The sequence below is a fragment of the Lacipirellula limnantheis genome, from assembly GCF_007746075.1.
Taxonomy (GTDB): Bacteria; Planctomycetota; Planctomycetia; order Pirellulales; family Lacipirellulaceae; genus Lacipirellula; species Lacipirellula limnantheis.
Window position 1 is genome coordinate 5908990 of record NZ_CP036339.1, and the last position, 17668, is coordinate 5926657.

A 17668-nucleotide genomic window follows, 5' to 3' on the forward strand; every position below is an offset into this window, starting at 1 on the left:
CAACAGACGTTGAGTTGAAGGTCGCGCGTGATCGGCGTCGGAGACGCCTCCCACATTCAGCGAATTGGCGACACGCTACGCGAGAGAATACCGCATCATATTGCAGATTGCCTATTCTGAAGTTGACTGCCCGAAGACTTTATCCGAAAGCCGGCTGACGACGTCGTCTTGTCGCGATATATTGGCGTGCGATGCTGCGGAGTCAGCAATCAGGCCGGAGGAGTGCAGTGGATGCAATTGGGCGATCGATGCTGGCGGCGGCCGTCGACGGACGGATGGCCGACGTATCGATCTTCTCGCCTGCGTCCCCGCAAGCCGGCTGGATCGTCGAGTTGGCGATCCTCGCGCTGGCGATTATCGGCATCATCTTCCTGGTCGTCGAAGGGATTCTGTTCTACTCGGTCTGGCGATTTCGCCGCCGCCAGCAAGACGCCGATGGCGAACCGGCCCAGGTCTACGGCAGCGAGCCGATTGAGATTGCCTGGACCGCGGCGCCGACGATGATTGTCTTTTTCCTGGTGCTCGTTACGACGCGCACGCTGTGGGAAGTCGAGGCGGCGCCGGTGACGCCGCGTGCGGGGGATCAATCGCTGTTCGTTACGGTCATCGGCCATCAATGGTGGTGGGAGTATCGCTATGACAGCTACGACGGCCGAAAGCTTGGCTTCATCACGGCAAACGAATTGCATATTCCGATCGGCGACGACCAGATTGCGCGGCCCGTGCATCTGACGCTGCAGTCGGGCGACGTTTGTCACAGCTTTTGGGTCCCTCGCTTGGGCGGTAAAGTCGACCTGATACCCGGTCGCACGAATCTCCTGTCGTTCGAAACCACGGAGCCGGGACTTTATCTCGGTCAGTGTGCGGAGTATTGCGGCGCGCAACACGCGAACATGCTGCTGCGAGTCGTCGCCCAGTCGCACGAGGCGTTCGAAGCATGGCTGGTACAGCAGGCACAGTCCGCCGTCGAGGATCCGGCGGTCGCCGCCGGGAAAGCGGCGTTCTTGGCGAACTCGTGCGTGAATTGCCATCGCATCTCGGGGACGGCGGCTGATGGAAGCGCCGCACCCGATCTGACTCACTTGATGAGTCGCGAGACAATTGCCGCGGGGCAAGTGGCCAACACGCTAAAGAATTTGCGGAAGTGGGTGCATGATCCGCAAGCGATCAAGCCGGGGGTGCTGATGCCGGCGTTTGGGCTGAGCGACCACGAAGAAAATCAAATCGTGGAGTACCTAAGGACGTTGAAGTGAGATTCCATCAAATGTTTCACGCAAAGGCGCGAAGGCGCAAAGAAGAACAACCTGCAATGCAAGCTCCTTCGCGCCTTCGCGCCTTTGCGTGAGATCTTCCTGCAAACGATTTATTTGCAACGCTGCAGATTTCAAGGGAATGGCAACCGTCGACCGTTCACATCGATTGGAGCATGCCGGCTCGGCCGCCGCGGATAATGCGTCGAGCGGCTGGGCCGATGCGCTCCATGATTGGACGACGACCGTCGATCACAAAAAGATCGGCATCATGTACGTGCTGATGAGCCTCGTCTTCCTTGTCATCGGCGGCGTTGAAGCGCTGCTGATGCGGTGGCAACTCTTCTACGCGCGGAACGACGTCCTCGGGCCGAGCGTCTTCAATCAGCTCTTCACGATGCACGGCACCACGATGGTGTTCTTCGTGGGGATGCCGATTCTCATCGGCATCGGCAACTACATGATTCCGCTGATGGTCGGCGCCCGCGACATGGCGTTCCCGCGGCTGAACGCGTTTGGGTTCTGGATCACGCTGTTCGGCGGGCTGCTCACGTATCTCAGCTTCATCACTGGCGCTGCGCCGGAGATCGGCTGGTTCGCGTACGCGCCGCTGACCGAGCACACGTTTGACCGCAACGCCGGCACTGACTTCTGGGCGCTCGGCCTGCTCATCAGCGGCATCGGAACCATCGGCGCCGCGGTGAACTTTATCGCCACGATCCTCGGCATGCGCGCGCCCGGCATGACCATGCGGAAGATGCCGTTTTTTGCCTGGACGATGCTCTGGACGTCTTTCCAGATGCTGCTCGCCATCCCGCCCCTGACCGCCGCGCTGGTGATGATCTTGTTCGATCGACAACTCGGCGCCCACTTCTTCGACGTGCAGAACGGCGGCTCGGCATACCTTTGGCAGCACTTGTTTTGGTTCTTCGGCCACCCCGAGGTTTACATCCTTATCCTGCCGGTATTCGGCATGGTGTCGGAGGTGATTCCGGTCTTCTCGCGCAAGGTGCTGTTTGGCTACGAGTTCATGGCTGCGGCGACGATGGCCATCGCGTTCATCAGCCTGGGCGTCTGGGCCCATCACATGTTCTGCGTCGGGATGAGCCGGACGCTCGACCTTTACTTCGCCGCGGCGAGTTTGATCGTTTCGATTCCGACCGGCATCAAGTTTTTCAATTGGCTCGCGACGATCTACGGCGGACGGATCAGCCTGGCGTCGCCGATGTTGTTCGCCTTCGGCTTCCTTTCGATGTTCCTCATCGGCGGGCTGACGGGCATCATGCTCGCCGCGGCGCCGTTCGACTTTCAGCTTTCCGACAGTTACTTCGTCGTGGGCCACTTCCACTGGGTGCTGATCGGCGGGACGCTCTTCGGCACGTTCGCGGGAATCTACTACTGGTACCCGAAGGTCACGGGGCGAATGCTTTCGGAACGGCTGGCCGTGTGGCACTTCTGGTTGCTCTACATCGGCTTCATTCTTACCTTCGGGCCGATGCACATCTCCGGCATCCTCGGCATGCCGCGGCGGATTTACACCTACGACCCGAGCCGCGATTGGGAGTGGTGGAACCAACTCACGACGATCGGCGCGCTCGTGCAGACGCCGAGCTACGCGATCTTCGTCTACAACCTCGTCACCTCGCTCTGGAAGGGCAAGCCGGCCGGCGACGATCCGTGGGACGCCTGGACGCTGGAGTGGACCACCAGTTCGCCGCCGCCGAGTTACAACTTCGAGACGGAGCCGGTGGTTCACAGCCGCCGACCGTTGTGGGACTTGAAGCATCCCGACGATCCTGATTGGCAATATGAGTGATGGACGCGTTATCGCTTTAACCACAGAGATCACAGAGATCACAGAGAACACAGAGAACACAGAGCAAATACAAAACAGGGCTGTCAGCTATCAGCCAGTGAGAAAACTTTGCTGCTAATTGAGAGGGTCCTCCGGCTTTGCCTTTACTCCGTGCTCTCTGTGTCCTCCGTGGTAAATGCGATCGATTCAGCTAGCTAAAAGATGACCTACCCCGCCGCAGAATTACCGATTCCGCCAGAGATCGCTCCCGAGCGAACGCTCAGCGCTGCGCAGTGGGGCATGGCGAGCTTCCTCGTGTCGGAAGTGGCGTTCTTCAGCACGCTGATTGTCGCCTACGTCACGTTCCTCGGCCGCGATACGGTCGGCCCGACGCCGGCGCAAGCGCTGTCGCTGAAGTTGGCGTTCGGCACGACCCTCTGCCTCGTGGCGAGCAGCGTGATCATTCACTTCGCGGAAGCGGCGCTGCGACGCGGCAACCACGCCGCTTTCAAAGTGTTGTGGGCCATGACGATCGCACTGGGCGCCGCGTTCCTTCTCGGCACGGCCTTCGAATGGCACGACCTCATCACGCGGCAGGAGCTAACAATCAGTCGCAACCTATTTGGCACCACCTTCTACACGCTCGTTGGATTCCATGGCCTCCATGTCACCGCCGGCGTGATCGCGATGTCGATCGTCCTGCTGCTCGCCGCGCGCGGGGCCGTCGCCAAGGAACATGACACGGCCGTCCAGCTCGTTTCATGGTACTGGCACTTTGTCGACGTTGTCTGGATCGTCGTATTCTTAGTGGTCTACGTCGGCGCCAAAGGGGGAACGGCATGAGCGACGCCCCGCGCCCCACCGGCGACAGCGAACGCGAAGACGGCGCCATTGAACTACCGGCGCCAACCGTGGCGCCGCTCGTCTTCGCGCTTGGCATTGCGCTGCTCGCCGCCGGCGTGGCGATGAGCCTCGCCTTCGCGGCCGTCGGCGCCGTGCTGTTCGTCGTCGGGCTCTCGATGTGGATCAGCCAACTCGTTCCCGGGCGTGGCCACGTCCAGGAGCCGCGAGTCGAACTGGCCCGCCGTCCACGCACCATCGCTCCGCGGCCCGGCGCCGTGGCCCGCCTGCAGGCGGGCATGCCGGGCTTTCGGCTGCGTTTGCCGGTGCGGGTGCATCCCATCTCCGCCGGCGTCAAGGGTGGCATCGTCGGCGGCATCGTGATGCCGCTGCCGGCGATGCTCTACGGCCTCGCGAGCGGCCACGGTATCTGGCTGCCGATCAACCTCCTCGCCGGGATGGTGTTGCCGAACGTCGGCGACATGCCTACGGCGCAGCTCGAACAATTCCATCTGCCGCTCTTCGTCACTGGCCTGATCATCCATGCGGTGACGTCGCTCATCATCGGATTGCTCTACGGCGTGCTGCTGCCGACGCTCCCCGACCTGCCGAAGCCGATCGCCTGGGGCGCCCTGTTGATGCCGCTCCTCTGGACAGCGATGAGCTACATCGCCTGGGGCGCCGCGAATCCGTCGCTCCGTGCACGAGTCGATTGGCTCTCGTTCGTACTCTCGCAGTTGGTGTTCGGCATTATCGCCGCGGCGGTCTTCATGCGACTGCGGTCCTGGCGACCGGTGGCGAGCGGCGTCATCGGCGGCATTGTCGGCGGGCTGTTGATGCCGCTCCCCGCGATGCTCTGGAGCGTCCTCTCGCATCACAGCATTTGGTACCCCGCGAACCTGCTCGCGGCGATGGTGACGCAGCATGCGGGCGAGTTCACCACGGCGGAGCTTGAGGGCTATCACGCCGACTGGTTCGCCACGGCGATGATCTTGCACGGGGTATTGTCGGTGTTGTTCGGCTTGGCGTTCGGACTGGTGCTGCCGCGCGTGCCGACAATCCCCGGGCCGATGGCGTGGGGGGGACTGGTGATGCCGCTGCTCTGGACGGGCATGAGCTACGGCCTGATGGGCGTGGTCAACCCGACGCTGCAGCGGGTGGTCGAGTGGCCCTGGTTCATTGCCTCGCAGTTTGTCTTCGGCGTGGTAGCGTCGATCGTCGTCGTCCGTTCGGTCACAGTTCACGTTCCGCCGGCAGGAAGAGCGCCCGAGCTGCGCGAAGAGTATCTCACCGGTTAACGAGGAAAGACTCGATTGTTAATCCAGCGGCAGCCAACGCGAACTCGACGACAGGGCCCGCGCCAGACTGCGCAGGCACTCGTGATGGTCGCATGCGCTGCGTTCGTCGGCTGCAATGATGACTTCCCCGGCAAACCAAACCCCGCCGATCGCCCGCTGCCGCAGAACGAAATTACCGACTTTGCGACGCTCTTCGCTCAGAATTGCACTGGCTGCCATGGCGCCGACGGCGAGCTAGGCCCCGCGCCGCCTCTGAACGATCCGCTCTTCCTGGCCCTGATTCCCGACGAGACGCTCCATGCCGTCATTCGCGACGGCCGCCCCGGCACGCCGATGCCGGCGTTTGCTGCGGAGCGAGGCGGCACGCTCAGCACTGAGCAAGTGAAGATCATCGCCGCGGGCCTGAAGTCGCATTGGCCTGCGGACAAGACTGAAGAAGTGAGCGATGCGGCAATCGTTGCCGACGCGCCACCTTACTTGTCGTCGGCGACGATTTTGCAACTCACCCCCGGCGCGACCGATCAAGCATCCACGCTGTTCGAACGGGCGTGCGCCGAATGCCATAGCCCGAACGGCGCCGGCGGCGAGACAGGCTACGCCAGCGGCGGCGCGATCAACGACCGTGCGTTCCTAGCACTGATCAGCGATCAGGCGCTGCGGAGGATTATTATCACCGGACGGCACGATCTGGGGATGCCAAATTACGCTGCCCCCGACGGCCGGCCGGAGGATTTTAAGCCGCTCACCTCGGCGGAAATCGACGAGCTCGTCGCCCTGCTTGCCTCCTGGCGTCGCGGCGATGCTGCCGCCGGTGACGCCGGCAAATAACAACACGTTCAACGCCGCGCAACAATATCATGAACGCTCCCCTCCCCTCCTCAGGCAAGCAACTTTGCCCCGGCGGCAAACCGCCGCGGCGGGCGTTCTTCCGCCTCCTCACCGGCGCGCTCGGCGCGGCCGCGACTGGCCTGCTGACATTGCCGATGCTCGGCTACTTCTTTGGCCGCCGCCATCGCCCCGCGATGTGGGTGCCGATGGGCGACCTCTCCGACTTCCCCCTCAACGAGACACGCACAATCAACTTCGACAACCCGCTCCGCCAACCGTGGGACGGCATGACGTCGATGACCGGCGTCCATGTCCGCTATCAGGGCAAGAATGACGCTGGCGACGAGCAGTTCCTGGTCCTCGCCGCCAACTGCGCCCACCTCGGCTGCCCCGTCTCGTGGTTCCCCCAGTCTGGATTGTTCATGTGCCCCTGCCACGGCGGCGTCTACTACGAAAACGGCGAGCGCGCCAGCGGCCCGCCGCCGCGCGGATTGTTCCACTGCGTCTGGCGCGTGAAAGAGGGCAAGCTCGAAATCGAAGCCCCCCACTACCCCACGCTGCACGACACGCTCACCGAGTCGCTTGAATCTTGAAGACGGAAATACTTTCAACACAGAGGACACAGAGAGCACAGAGGAGAGACAGGTTGGATGCTGCCTATTAGAGACTCGGAACTTGGACGCCACTGGCGTGTCGCCAGTGTTGAAGTGGGTGCTCGTTCGACACTTCACACTGGCGACACGCCAATGGCGCCCGATCGATTAAACCTCTGAACATCGACAAACAACAACGAGCGTTCTCAAGCTAATGATTGCCTTCAGTTCTTTCTCTGTGATCTCTGTGTCCTCTGTGTTAAATCGCATTTAATTCCCAGCCGATGTACCAACTCCTCCGTAAACTAGCCCACTGGATCGACGCCCGCGCCGGCGTGAGCGCCACGCTTTGGCCGATGATGCGCCATCCGGTGCCGCGGTCGATCGATGGGCCGATGGGGTGGTGGTATGTCTTCGGCAGCGCGTCGATGACGTTTTTGTTGATTCAGATTCTCACCGGCATCGGCCTGTCGATGGTGTACGTCCCCGCGGCCGATCAGGCGTACGAAAGCCTGCTCTATCTCGACTACCAGCAACCGTGGGGTTGGTTCCTGCGGTCGCTCCACTACTACGCCGGGTCGGGCATGGTGGTGATGCTGCTCGTCCACATGACGCAGGTGTTTCTGCAAGGCTCTTACAAATATCCGCGCGAGCTGACGTGGGTCGTCGGCGTGCTGCTGCTCGCCTGCACGATGGGGATGTTTTTCACGGGGCAGATACTGCGGTGGGACACTGACGCGTATTGGGGACTCGCCGTCGGGGCATCGATGGCAGGCCGCGTGCCGGTGCTGGGGCCCGAAATTGTTCACACGCTGCTCGGCGGCGACATCATCGGCGCGAGTTCGCTCAGCCGCTTCTTCGCCCTCCACGTCTTCATCATTCCCGGGGCACTGCTGACGTTCCTGGGAATCCACCTCTGGCTCGTGTTGCGCTGCGGCATCAGCGCTCCGCCTAAGCCAGGTGAAATCGTCGATCCCAAAACCTACGACGCGACCTACCACGAAGAACTGAAACGAGGCGTCCCCTTCTTCGGCGACGCGCTGTTGAAAGACATTTTCTTTTCGGCGCTCGCGGTGACGATCGTCGTCGTGATCGCCGCCGTGGTGGGACCAAAAGGGCCTACCGAGCCCCCAGATCCGACGCTCGCCGGCGCCAACCCGCGGCCCGAATGGCCCTTCCTGTGGCTCTTCGGGTTGCTGTCGCTCAGCCCGCCGGCGATCGAGACGTTCATCATGCTCGTCTTCCCGGTGCTGGTGCTCGGCGCGCTCTTCTTCGTGCCGTTCGTCAGCAACCGCGGCGAACGTGCGCCAAGCCGCCGCCCCGCGGCAGTGTTGCTGGTGATCGTCATCTACACGACGCTCGGCGTGCTCACCTACGAGGGAGTGCAGGCGCCTTGGTCGCCGGTGATGGACGCTTGGAGCGGCGATCCGGTGCCGGTGAATCTGGTCGAAGGTCGCACGCCGCTCGAACTCCAAGGCGCCGCGGTGTTCCAGTTCAAGAACTGCCGCAACTGCCACGCCCTCGAAGGGATCGGCGGTCGCCGCGGCCCTGATCTCACCACGATCGGCGCGAGCCTCACGCGCGACCAGTTGATCACTCAGATCAGCAACGGCACGCCGGGCGGCGGCAATATGCCTGCCTACGGCAAGCAGATGAGCCCGGCCGAAATGGAGGCTACCGTCGCGTTCCTCATCAGCCTGCGCCCCGACGGGCAACTCCCCGCAGGCGCCGTGGAAGATGCGCCTGTCGAAGGCACGACGCCGCAACCGGTCGAACTCACCGAGTGAGGCGGCCATGAGTTCCACGCTCGACGCCTTCGTGCGCTCTTGGCCAAGCGAACCTTGGCTCGTCGCGTCGCTGCTGCTTTCGGCAGGGATCTACTACCGCGGTTGGCGCATCCTCCGTCGCCGCGATGCGAGCCGTTGGAGCGCCTGGCGACTGGCGTCGTTCTTCGGCGGGCTCTTCGCGATCTTTCTCGCCCTCGCCTCGCCGTTGGAGCCGTTCGCCACGCTGCTGCTGCAAATCCACATGGTGCAGCATCTGCTGCTGATGATGGTCGCCCCGCCGCTGATCTGGTTGAGCGCGCCGATGTTCCCGCTGGTGCGGGGCCTCCCAACGGCAATTCGCACCGTGTGGGTGGCGCCGCTGCTGCGTTCTAGACCGTTGCAACGCCTCTTCTCGCGACTAACGCATCCGCTCGTGGCGTGGCCGATTTACGTCGGCGTCACTTGGTTCTGGCACGCGCCGCGATTTTACGAGGTCGCGCTTACCGACGAACGCTGGCATCTGGTCGAGCATGTCGTCTTCACGGCGGCCGCGCTCCTCTTTTGGTATCCAGTGGTGCGGCCCCACCCGAGCCGCCCCAGCTGGTCGCCATGGCTGCTGTTTCCGTACTTGCTGCTCGCCGACGTGCAGAACACGGTGCTCGCCGCGTGGCTGACGTTCTCGTCACGGGTGATTTATCCTCACTACGAGAATGGCCCCCGCATCGCCGGGATCACCGCGCTCGACGACCAAGCCGCCGCCGGCGTCATCATGTGGGTCCCGGGGTCGATTGCGTTTTTGCTGCCGTTGTTCATTATCGCCCTCAAGTTGATGCGGGGAACGTCACCGAGTCCGAACCGAATCCGCGCGACGCGACAAACTGCTTCGCCACGACGCGAACTTTCTGCCGCAGCGCTCCTACCCATTCTCAATCAAACGGCGCATCTACAATCGACCAACCGCTTCGATCTACTGCGCGCACCGTTACTCGGCGCGCTCCTTCGCTGGCGTCACTCCCGCCCGTTACTGCAAACCATCGTCGCCCTCCTAGCCGTGGCGGTCATCGTCGACGGCCTCCTCGGCCCGCAGGTCAGCCCGCTCAACCTCGCCGGCGTGTTGCCTTGGATTCATTGGCGCGGGCTCGTCATCCTCGGCCTGCTCGTCGCCGGCAACCTCTTTTGCATGGCGTGCCCATTTACCTTGCCGCGCTCGCTCGCGCGCCGTTTCTGGCAACCGACGCGCCGCTGGCCGCGCGTGCTCAAGAACAAATGGCTCGCCGTCGCGCTGGTCGCGCTATTTTTGTGGAGTTACGAGGCCTTCGCTCTCTGGGACAGCCCTTGGCTCACCGCTTGGATCGCGCTCGCCTACTTCGCCGCCGCGCTTGTGGTCGACGCCTTCTTCGCCGGGGCTTCGTTCTGCAAGTATGTCTGCCCGATCGGCCAGTTCAACTTCGTTCAATCGCTCGCATCGCCGTTGGAGGTCTCGGTTCGCGAGCCGAGCGTTTGCACCGCCTGCACCACCAAAGAGTGCATCCGCGGTTCAGCCACGCTGCCGGGCTGCGAGATGGGACTCTTTCAACCTCGCAAGGCGGGGAATCTTGATTGCACGTTCTGTCTCGACTGCGTTCACGTCTGTCCTCATGAAAACATCGGCGTGCTCGCCGTCGTCCCAGCGGCGACTCTCTGGAGCGACCGCTTCCGCGCCGGCGTCGGTCGTCTGAGCGCTCGCCCCGATGTCGCGGCGCTCGCGCTAGTGCTCGTCTTTGGCGCCTTCGCGAACGCCGCCGGGATGGTCGCTCCGGTGCTCAATTGGCAAGACAAGTTGCGAGCGACCGCCGGCAGCGCATCGCCGCTGGCGATGACGACGCTCTTCTACGCGCTGGCGATCGTCGCGCTGCCGACGATCACCGTCTTCCTAGCGGCCTACTTCAGCCGCATTTTGAGCGACGGGCGTACGCGTACGTCCGCGTTGGCCGCACGCTACGCCTTCGCCCTGATTCCGCTCGGCTTCGCGATGTGGATCGCTCACTATTCGTTTCATTTCTTCACCAGTTGGGAAGCGATCATTCCTGCAGCCCAGCGGTTCGGCGGCGATCTCGGCGTCGATTTTCTCGGACCGCCGGAATGGATCTGCGCTTGCTGCCGACCGGCGGCCGCCTGGGTGCTGCGGTTCGAGTTCCTCGCCCTCGGAGTCGGGCTGCTGGGAACGCTATACACCGTGCTGCGCATCGCTGAGTCGCGGGCCTCATGCACGCGCCGAGCGATCGGGGCTGCAGCGCCCTGGGGCCTGCTGGCAATCGCCCTCTACGCCAGCGGCGTCTGGATCCTGCTGCAGCCGATGCAAATGCGCGGCACGCTGCCGGCCGACGCCGCCGTCATCGCGCAAAACGAGGCGCAGCCATGACGTGCCAGCCACGGCGACGGAGCATCGCTACCGCACTGCTGGCGTTGACGGCGACCGTCTGCGGCGGCGAACCGATTCGAGCTGATGGCGGCCGACTGGTACGGGTCGAGCGCATCAATGGCTGGATCGTTTCGGTCTTCGTCACTCCCGACCCGCCGCGCGTGGGGCCGATCGATGTGAGCGTACTCGTGCAAGCGGAAGCGAGCGGAAGCGTGATCGCCGACGCCGACATTGCCGTGACGCTCACGGCCGCGGGCGATGCCGAGGGGGTCACGACGAGCGCCCCGTCGAGCCGCGATCAGGCGACGAACAAGTTGCTGCAGTCCGCGCTACTCAACGCGTCCAGTCCCGGCGACTGGCAAGGAACAATCGACTGCCGAGTAGGAAACGCGAAAGTGGAGATCCCATTCCCGCTGCAGATCGTCGCGGCGCCTCCCGCTTGGACGAAGCTCGCCCTGTGGATCCTCTGGCCGTTCGCGGCGGCGGCGATCTTTGTCGCCCACCGCATGCTTGGTCGCAAACGGGCGTAATGCGCGTTCAGGAAAACTACAAAATCCAAAAGTTGAACCGACAAGCCCCAGTAGCTTCAACGGGACTAAGGTGAGTAGGGAACACTAATCGGCGCTAATCTTCGCTGATGAGGACTAGCGTTCCTCTGCTTCTCTTCTTCCGTCGTGCTCGTCGTGTCGTCGTGGTTCAATTGCTCGCTGCATTTCCTTGGCGAACCTTGGCGTCCTTGGCGGTTCAAATTTCGTCCTCTGCAGTTCCCAAGAATGCGCGGCCTATTACGGCAACGCAATCGGTCGTAGCACGACGCGGCGAACGTCCATCACCGCCGGGCCCGGTTTGGTTTGCGGTTTGATCGCCAATCTCTGTCGGCCCGCCGCCAGCTTCACTTGGCCGATGGTGCGCAAGATCATCTGCTGAAAGTGCCCCGTCTCTTGCACGGTGAACTCGAACCGCTCGCCGCCAACTTCTACCGCCACCAGCGCTCCGCCGCTGCCGTCGCCGCACCCTTGTTGGATTTCGACCTCGTACTCGCCGGCCTCAGGGACGTCGAACTCCCACTCGGCCCAATCGGCGGGATCAGTCCAATAGCCGAGAACGTTCTTGTGCGGCTCGGCTTCGTACCGCATCGTCTTTGCGTGCACGATCGCATCGCGAGCATGTAGGCGAATGTCGCCCGCGGCAGGAGTGACTGCTGGCTCCGCCCCTTCCCGCACCTTGTTCATCGCCGTGCGCCACGCCTTCCAATTGGGACCCGTCGCCGCGGCCGTTGTTTCCGGCGGCAGTCGTGACGGATCTTGCTCAATGTATAGCCGTCGGTGAAGTGCGGCGTCGAAATCAGGGTTGGTGGTTGGCATCTGTGCGCCCATCCGGTCGCGCCAGGCGTGCAGTTTTCGTCGCAAGTCGTCAACGCGATCGGGGTTCGCCGCCGCAAGGTTCATCGTTTCGCTCGGATCATTCGCAAGATCAAAGAGTTCCACGCTCGCGTCCTCGAGCTGTTCCACAAGCTTCCACTCGCCTTCGCGGATGGCGCTAGCCGGGCGACTCCCCTGATTCGTGTAGTTGGGGAAGTGCCAATAGAGTTGCCGCGGCGGCAGCGGCTCGCCGCGGAGCAGCCCAATCATGCTGACTCCATCCAGCGGGCCAACCGTGGTGGCGACATCGATCCCCGCCGCGGCCAGAATCGTCGGCACAAGATCGGTCAGCACGACCGGCGATTCGCAAACGCTCCCCGCCGCGGCGACGCCGGGCCAACGAATCAAGAGCGGCTCGCGCAGGCCGCCTTCGTAAAGGTATCCCTTACCAGCGCGAAACGGCGTGTTGTGCGTCGCGGGCGTGCCGGGTGATTCGAGGACGTGCAGCCCGCCGTTGTCGCTGGTGAAAATGAAGATGGTTCGTTCGCTCAAGCCGAGGTCGTCGACGTGCTTCATCAGTCGGCCGACCGAATCGTCGAGCGTTTCGATCATGGCCGCGTAGACGGGATGAAACGCGTCGCCATGTTCTGCCACGAGCTCGGGCGCCGCGGCGAGCGGGATATGGGGATTGTTGTGCGCGACGTAGCAGAAGAAGGGCTCGTTGCGATGCGCCGCGATGAACTCTTCGGCCGCGGCCGTGATGGCGCCCTCGCCCTTGCCGCCGTCGGCCAGCGTCGGCGGCGTGTTCGCCGGCGGCGAAACGGCTGTTTCGAATCCTTGCTTCTCTGGCCCGAAGCCGGGACCGCCGAGATGCCATTTGCCGAACAAGCCGGTGGCGTACCCGGCTTGTTGCAGCAGTTCAGCGACGGTCGTTTCCTCAAGCGGCAGTTGGCCCTCGATGCGCGGCTGCAGAAGTCTCTGCGACGGCGCATCGGGCCGGCCCGGCAGAAAGTTCGTCAGGTGGAGCCGCGCTGGCGCCTTCCCGGTCATGAGCGCCGCGCGCGATGGCGAGCAAATCGGCTGGGCCGTGTAGGCACAGGCGAACCGCACGCCCTCCGATGCAAGTTGATCGAGGTGCGGGGTTTGGTGGTCGCGGCGGCCGTAGCAGCCAAGATCGTTAACGCCGAGGTCGTCGGCGAGGATCAAGATGACGTTGGGACGAACGGCCGGCGGCGCCGATTCGTCAGCCCGTCCTTGCCCGATCAGCATGGAGCAATAGATCGCCGCCGCGAGTCGAGCATATCTGACGCGAGTCATCAACATTGGCCTCCGCCTACCTAGCCTGCGCACGGCAACTGGTCGCCGCAATTCGGCGCCCCACTGCGATCATGGTGATCCACTGCGACCGTTCGTGCATTGTAGCAGGCGCCGTTATTTGATTTCGCCCTGCGGCGGTTATGCTAGACTGCAATTCCGCGCCCCGGCGGCGCGGATTTGAGATCGCGTTGGCTCACAACGCCGCTTTTCTTGAACGCCGAGGCTCTTATGAAGTTAGCTCTTCCTCACTCCCTCTGCATGTGCGTGCTGCTTGCGGCGGCGACGATAGGCGACGCCCGTCTCGTGCGAGGGCAGGAATTGCCCTTGGTCAACGCGGTCGAGGGGCAGCCGCTCAAGTCACAAGCCAAGCGCGTCGTCCAGGCGCTAGAATTCTTGGGGCAACCGCTCAATGCGGCAGAGCAGGCGCAGTTCGATGCGGCGCTTGCGGAAACCGACAACCGTGCAGCTGTCGAGGCCATCCAAAACGTCTTTGATCGGCGCGCGATCGCCATGGTCCACATCAATCCCGAAAGTCGGGTCAAGGCGGCGGCGGGGCCCTGCCCCAAGCAGTTGAACGAGCAGGGTTGGAGCAGCTTTCTCGTAAAGGTTCACAACGAGGGAGGAGTGACCGCGCCGCTGGCCGTCGCGAGCCCCAACGCGGCGCCGCTTCACAAGCGTTCCACGAGCAGTCCGCGCGGCAGCGGCGAGATCAAGCCTGCCGACGTGGCTAATCGCTGGCTCGACGCGCAGATGTTCGACGGACAGCCGCTGACGCCAGCCCTGTCGGGGCTGCCGCTGGAGTATCGCATCGTCCAGCTTTATTCCCGTGACGCCGGACAGCGCGAAGCCCTTCTATCGTTCGACGTTGGCCAGGGAACGCAAGACCTGGGTTTTCGGAGCGGGCTGCCAATTCTGTTCACATGCGAACCGGCGGAGCGCGTGACGCTGCGCGTGCGCGACGAGCGCGGCGAACCGACGACGGCGAGTTTCGCGTTTCGCGATGCGCAAGGACGAGTCTACCCAGCGCGCGCGCGGCGCCTGGCGCCCGACTTTTTCTTTCACGATCAGATCTACCGCCACGACGGCGAGACGGTGTTGCTGCCGCCCGGCAAGTACGACGTCGAGTTCGGCCGCGGACCAGAGTATGTCGTCGGGAAACGCCAAATCGACGTGCGGCCCGACGGGGACGGAAAACAAGTGGAGCGCTTTGAGCTGCAGCGCTGGATCCGACTCACCGACCACCACTGGTACTCCGGCGATCATCACGTTCACGCCGCTGGCTGCTCCCACTACGAATCACCGACCGAAGGGGTGACCCCCGACGACATGATGCGGCACATTTTGGGCGAGGACCTCAACGTCGGCTGCGTCCTCGCCTGGGGTCCCTGTTGGTATCACCAGAAGACCTACTTCGAAGGTCAAACCGATCCGCGGTCCCGGCCTGACTATCTGATGCGTTACGACGTCGAAGTAAGCGGCTTTCCCTCCTCCCACGCCGGACACCTCTGCCTTTTGAACTTAAAGGAGGATGACTACGCGTATCCAGAACAGACCTCCTTCGATTACAGCTACGGCAACGAGCGCGGGAGCTTTGCCGGAAAGGAGACAGAGCTCATTGGGCAATGGCCCAGCTGGAATCTCCCGGTGCTGCAGTGGGGACAGCGGCAAGGGGCCGTCGTCGGCTACTCCCACAGCGGTTGGGGATTGGAGGTCGACGACGACGAGCTTCCCAGCTACAAAATGCCCCGTTTCGACGGCATCGGCGCCAATGAATACGTCGTCGACGTCTGTCAGGGCGCGTGCGATTTCATTTCGTCCGTCGACACGCCCATCGTATGGGAGTTGAGCATCTGGTACCACACGCTCAACTGCGGCTACCGCTGCCGCATCAGCGGCGAGACCGACTTTCCCTGCATTTACGACGAGCGCGTCGGCCTCGGCCGCGCCTACGTCAAGATCGAGCCCCCGTCGGCCGCGGCGGCGGCAGCGAAGTCCGGCGACGCCTCGCCAACGCCGCTCGACTACGAAACATGGATTGCCGGAATCAAACAGGGGCGCAGCTATGTGAGCGACGGACTCAGCCATCTATTCGATTTTCAAGCCAACGGCGTCGAGGTCGGCGCGAAGGGATCTAACGGCAAGGTGAGCCAGCTTGACGTGAAAGCGGGCGATGAGCTAACGCTGGAATTGAAGGCGGCGGCCCTGCTCGCCGAACAACCCAACGAGCAGATTCGGCAACGTTCGCTCGCCGAGCAGCCGTACTGGCACGTTGAGCGGGCTCGCATCAACGACACGCGGCGCGTTCCGGTCGAATTGATCGTCAATGGCCAAGCGGTGGAACGCCGCGAGATTGAGGCGGATGGCTCGATCCAAGACTTGAAGTTCAACCATCGCCCCGAGCGTTCGTGCTGGGTGGCGGTGCGAATTTTGCCAAGCTCGCACACGAATCCGATCTTCGTCGAAGTCGACGGGCAGCCGATCCGCGCTAGCCGTAAGAGTGCGGAGTGGTGCCGCCAGGGAGTCGACGTCTGCTGGGCAGCCAAGCGACCGCAGATTCGGGAACATGAACTGGAAGCCGCGCAGCAAGCATACGACTTCGCGCGAAGCGAGTATGATCGCATCGCAGCAGAATCATTTGACGACCGCTGAGAGATCCTGCGGCCGATTTCGTCGTTACACGCCGGGAGACAACAATGCTTGTTGAGTGGACCAAGAACGTCGCAGGGATCGGCCTCGCATTCGTCCTGATCGCGTTCACCGCGATCGAGGTAAGAGCCGCAGCGCCTGTCTTCAAAGCGGGCGCCGCGCTGGTCGACGTTTCGCCGCCAACGTTTCCGATCCGCACGGCCGGAAATCTTACCCTGACCATAGCCGAAAAGTCGCTCGATCCGCTTTACGTCCGCGCGATCGTGCTCGACGACGGCGCGACGGCGGCGGCAGTCGCCGTCATCGACAGCTGCATGGTCGATCGTGAAACAATCGACGCCGCCAAGGCCATCGCCTCGCGCGAGACGGGCATCCCGCCGGAGCGGATGCTTATCTCCTCGACTCACACCCACTCGGCGCCCGCTGCCTACAGCTGCCACGGCAACGACGTCGAGCCGGCCTACGTCGAATTCCTAATCCCGCGCATCGCGCAGGCAATCACCAGTGCGTGGAATCACCGCGTTCCCGCGCGCGTCGGCTGGGCGAAGGTCGACTGTCCGCGGTTTGTGTATTGCCGCCGCTGGCTGATGAAACCAGGAACCGCCGAAAACCCGCCAGCCGCCTTCACCGGCCAGCCAGTCAATCTGGTGATGATGAACCCCGGCGCCTCCAATCCCAATAAAATTCGCCCTGTCGGACCGGTGGATCCCGCAGTCACCGTATTGTCGCTGCAAACCATCGACGGCAAACCGCTCGGCCTATTGGCGAATTACTCAGCTCACTATGCCGGCGTCGGCGAACCAGGCGTCTCGGCCGATTACTTTGGCGAGTACTGCCGCGTGATGGCCCGCGACTTGGGCGTCGAGGAAGGCCAGCCTTTCGTCGCGATTCTCAGCAACGGAACGAGCGGCGACGCCAACTGCATCGACTTCAGCAAGTCGGACTGGAAGAGTGATCGCTTCACCGTCGCGCGCGAAGTGGCCGACAAAACGCTCGAAGCCCTTCGGTCGACGACTTATCACGATTGGGCTCCAATCGCGATGGCGGAGCGAGCGCAAACGTTTAGCGTGCGCAAGCCCTCGGAGCGCGACGTCAAGCTCGCCCGCGAGTATATGACGAACACCGTCGGTGAGCGACCGACGCGTAACTGGGAAGAAAACTACGCCCGCGAAACAGTGAAGATGGCCGACTGGCCGGCGGAGAAGGAAGTCAAACTTCAGGCGCTGCGAATCGGCGACTTCGCGATCGCCACGAGCCCGTGTGAAACGTATGGCAGCACCGGACTGGCAATCAAAGAGGCGAGTCCCTTTCCGCTGACGATGGTGATTGAACTGGCCAACGGCTGCAACGGCTACCTGCCGCCGCCTGATCAATTCGAGGTCGGTGAATACAGCACATGGCGGGCGCGTTCCAGCTATCTGGAGAAGGGAGCGGAGCCAATGATTCGCGCGACGCTCGATGAACTATTGGACGAGGTAGCTCAGCAGCATCCGGCGATTGAAGCGAAGAAGTAAAGTTGTCATCTTGAGGACTCTAAAGTGACAACCTCTACTTCTTCCTCAGCGGAGCGAAG

12 protein-coding genes are annotated in these 17668 nt (G+C 62.9%); 11 read left to right on the forward strand and 1 reads right to left on the reverse strand.

Annotated features, from left to right (window positions below; all coding sequences use genetic code 11):
• Positions 1-227: 227 nt before the first annotated feature.
• The 9 genes from coxB (at position 228) to I41_RS23010 (ending at position 11301) form a co-directional block, all read left to right on the forward strand.
• Positions 228-1253 (forward strand): cytochrome c oxidase subunit II, encoded by a 1026-nt coding sequence (coxB, locus tag I41_RS22970; RefSeq protein ID WP_168207105.1) that lies wholly within the window; start codon positions 228-230, stop codon positions 1251-1253.
• Positions 1254-1392: 139 nt separating this feature from the next.
• Positions 1393-3066 (forward strand): cytochrome c oxidase subunit I, encoded by a 1674-nt coding sequence (gene ctaD / locus I41_RS22975; RefSeq protein WP_145435308.1) that lies wholly within the window; start codon positions 1393-1395, stop codon positions 3064-3066.
• 201 nt (positions 3067-3267) lie between these two features.
• Positions 3268-3888, forward strand: a complete 621-nt coding sequence (locus tag I41_RS22980) for a cytochrome c oxidase subunit 3 (RefSeq protein ID WP_145435310.1) — start codon at positions 3268-3270, stop codon at positions 3886-3888.
• A complete protein-coding gene (locus I41_RS22985) occupies positions 3885-5183 on the forward strand; it encodes a hypothetical protein (RefSeq protein ID WP_145435312.1) in 1299 nt (432 codons plus the stop codon). Before I41_RS22980 ends, I41_RS22985 begins: the two co-directional genes overlap by 4 nt.
• Before the next feature lie 84 nt (positions 5184-5267).
• A complete protein-coding gene (locus I41_RS22990) occupies positions 5268-6011 on the forward strand; it encodes a c-type cytochrome (protein ID WP_145435314.1) in 744 nt (247 codons plus the stop codon).
• A 29-nt stretch (positions 6012-6040) separates the two neighbouring features.
• Positions 6041-6604, forward strand: a complete 564-nt coding sequence (locus I41_RS22995; RefSeq protein ID WP_145435316.1) for a QcrA and Rieske domain-containing protein — start codon at positions 6041-6043, stop codon at positions 6602-6604.
• A gap of 284 nt (positions 6605-6888) precedes the next feature.
• Complete coding sequence (locus I41_RS23000) at positions 6889-8391, forward strand: cytochrome b N-terminal domain-containing protein (protein ID WP_145435318.1); 1503 nt, start codon at positions 6889-6891, stop codon at positions 8389-8391.
• Between the two features lie 7 nt (positions 8392-8398).
• A complete protein-coding gene (locus I41_RS23005; protein ID WP_168207106.1) occupies positions 8399-10771 on the forward strand; it encodes a cytochrome c oxidase assembly protein in 2373 nt (790 codons plus the stop codon).
• A complete protein-coding gene (locus I41_RS23010) occupies positions 10768-11301 on the forward strand; it encodes a hypothetical protein (RefSeq protein WP_145435322.1) in 534 nt (177 codons plus the stop codon). The genes I41_RS23005 and I41_RS23010 overlap by 4 nt, the downstream gene beginning before the upstream one ends.
• Positions 11302-11556: 255 nt before the next feature.
• Here the strand turns inward: I41_RS23010 and I41_RS23015 are convergent, their stop codons facing one another.
• The gene (locus I41_RS23015; RefSeq protein ID WP_210421042.1) at positions 11557-13449 is read right to left on the reverse strand and encodes a sulfatase-like hydrolase/transferase; all 1893 of its coding nucleotides are present in this window, start codon (positions 13447-13449) and stop codon (positions 11557-11559) included.
• A 228-nt stretch (positions 13450-13677) separates the two neighbouring features.
• Between I41_RS23015 and I41_RS23020 the strand changes: the two genes are divergently transcribed.
• Complete coding sequence (locus I41_RS23020) at positions 13678-16098, forward strand: CehA/McbA family metallohydrolase (protein WP_168207107.1); 2421 nt, start codon at positions 13678-13680, stop codon at positions 16096-16098.
• A gap of 44 nt (positions 16099-16142) precedes the next feature.
• A complete protein-coding gene (locus I41_RS23025) occupies positions 16143-17609 on the forward strand; it encodes a hypothetical protein (RefSeq protein WP_145435324.1) in 1467 nt (488 codons plus the stop codon).
• Positions 17610-17668: the final 59 nt, after the last annotated feature.

Bases quoted from the DNA above. Each gene is read 5' to 3' on its own strand.
- ctaD (WP_145435308.1), top strand. From the start codon at position 1,393: ATGGCAACCGTCGACCGTTCACATCGATTGGAGCATGCCGGCTCGGCC.
- I41_RS22980 (WP_145435310.1), top strand. From the start codon at position 3,268: ATGACCTACCCCGCCGCAGAATTACCGATTCCGCCAGAGATCGCTCCC.
- I41_RS22985 (WP_145435312.1), top strand. From the start codon at position 3,885: ATGAGCGACGCCCCGCGCCCCACCGGCGACAGCGAACGCGAAGACGGC.
- I41_RS22990 (WP_145435314.1), top strand. From the start codon at position 5,268: ATGGTCGCATGCGCTGCGTTCGTCGGCTGCAATGATGACTTCCCCGGC.
- I41_RS22995 (WP_145435316.1), top strand. From the start codon at position 6,041: ATGAACGCTCCCCTCCCCTCCTCAGGCAAGCAACTTTGCCCCGGCGGC.
- I41_RS23000 (WP_145435318.1), top strand. From the start codon at position 6,889: ATGTACCAACTCCTCCGTAAACTAGCCCACTGGATCGACGCCCGCGCC.
- I41_RS23005 (WP_168207106.1), top strand. From the start codon at position 8,399: ATGAGTTCCACGCTCGACGCCTTCGTGCGCTCTTGGCCAAGCGAACCT.
- I41_RS23010 (WP_145435322.1), top strand. From the start codon at position 10,768: ATGACGTGCCAGCCACGGCGACGGAGCATCGCTACCGCACTGCTGGCG.
- I41_RS23015 (WP_210421042.1), bottom strand. From the start codon at position 13,449: ATGACTCGCGTCAGATATGCTCGACTCGCGGCGGCGATCTATTGCTCC.
- I41_RS23020 (WP_168207107.1), top strand. From the start codon at position 13,678: ATGAAGTTAGCTCTTCCTCACTCCCTCTGCATGTGCGTGCTGCTTGCG.
- I41_RS23025 (WP_145435324.1), top strand. From the start codon at position 16,143: ATGCTTGTTGAGTGGACCAAGAACGTCGCAGGGATCGGCCTCGCATTC.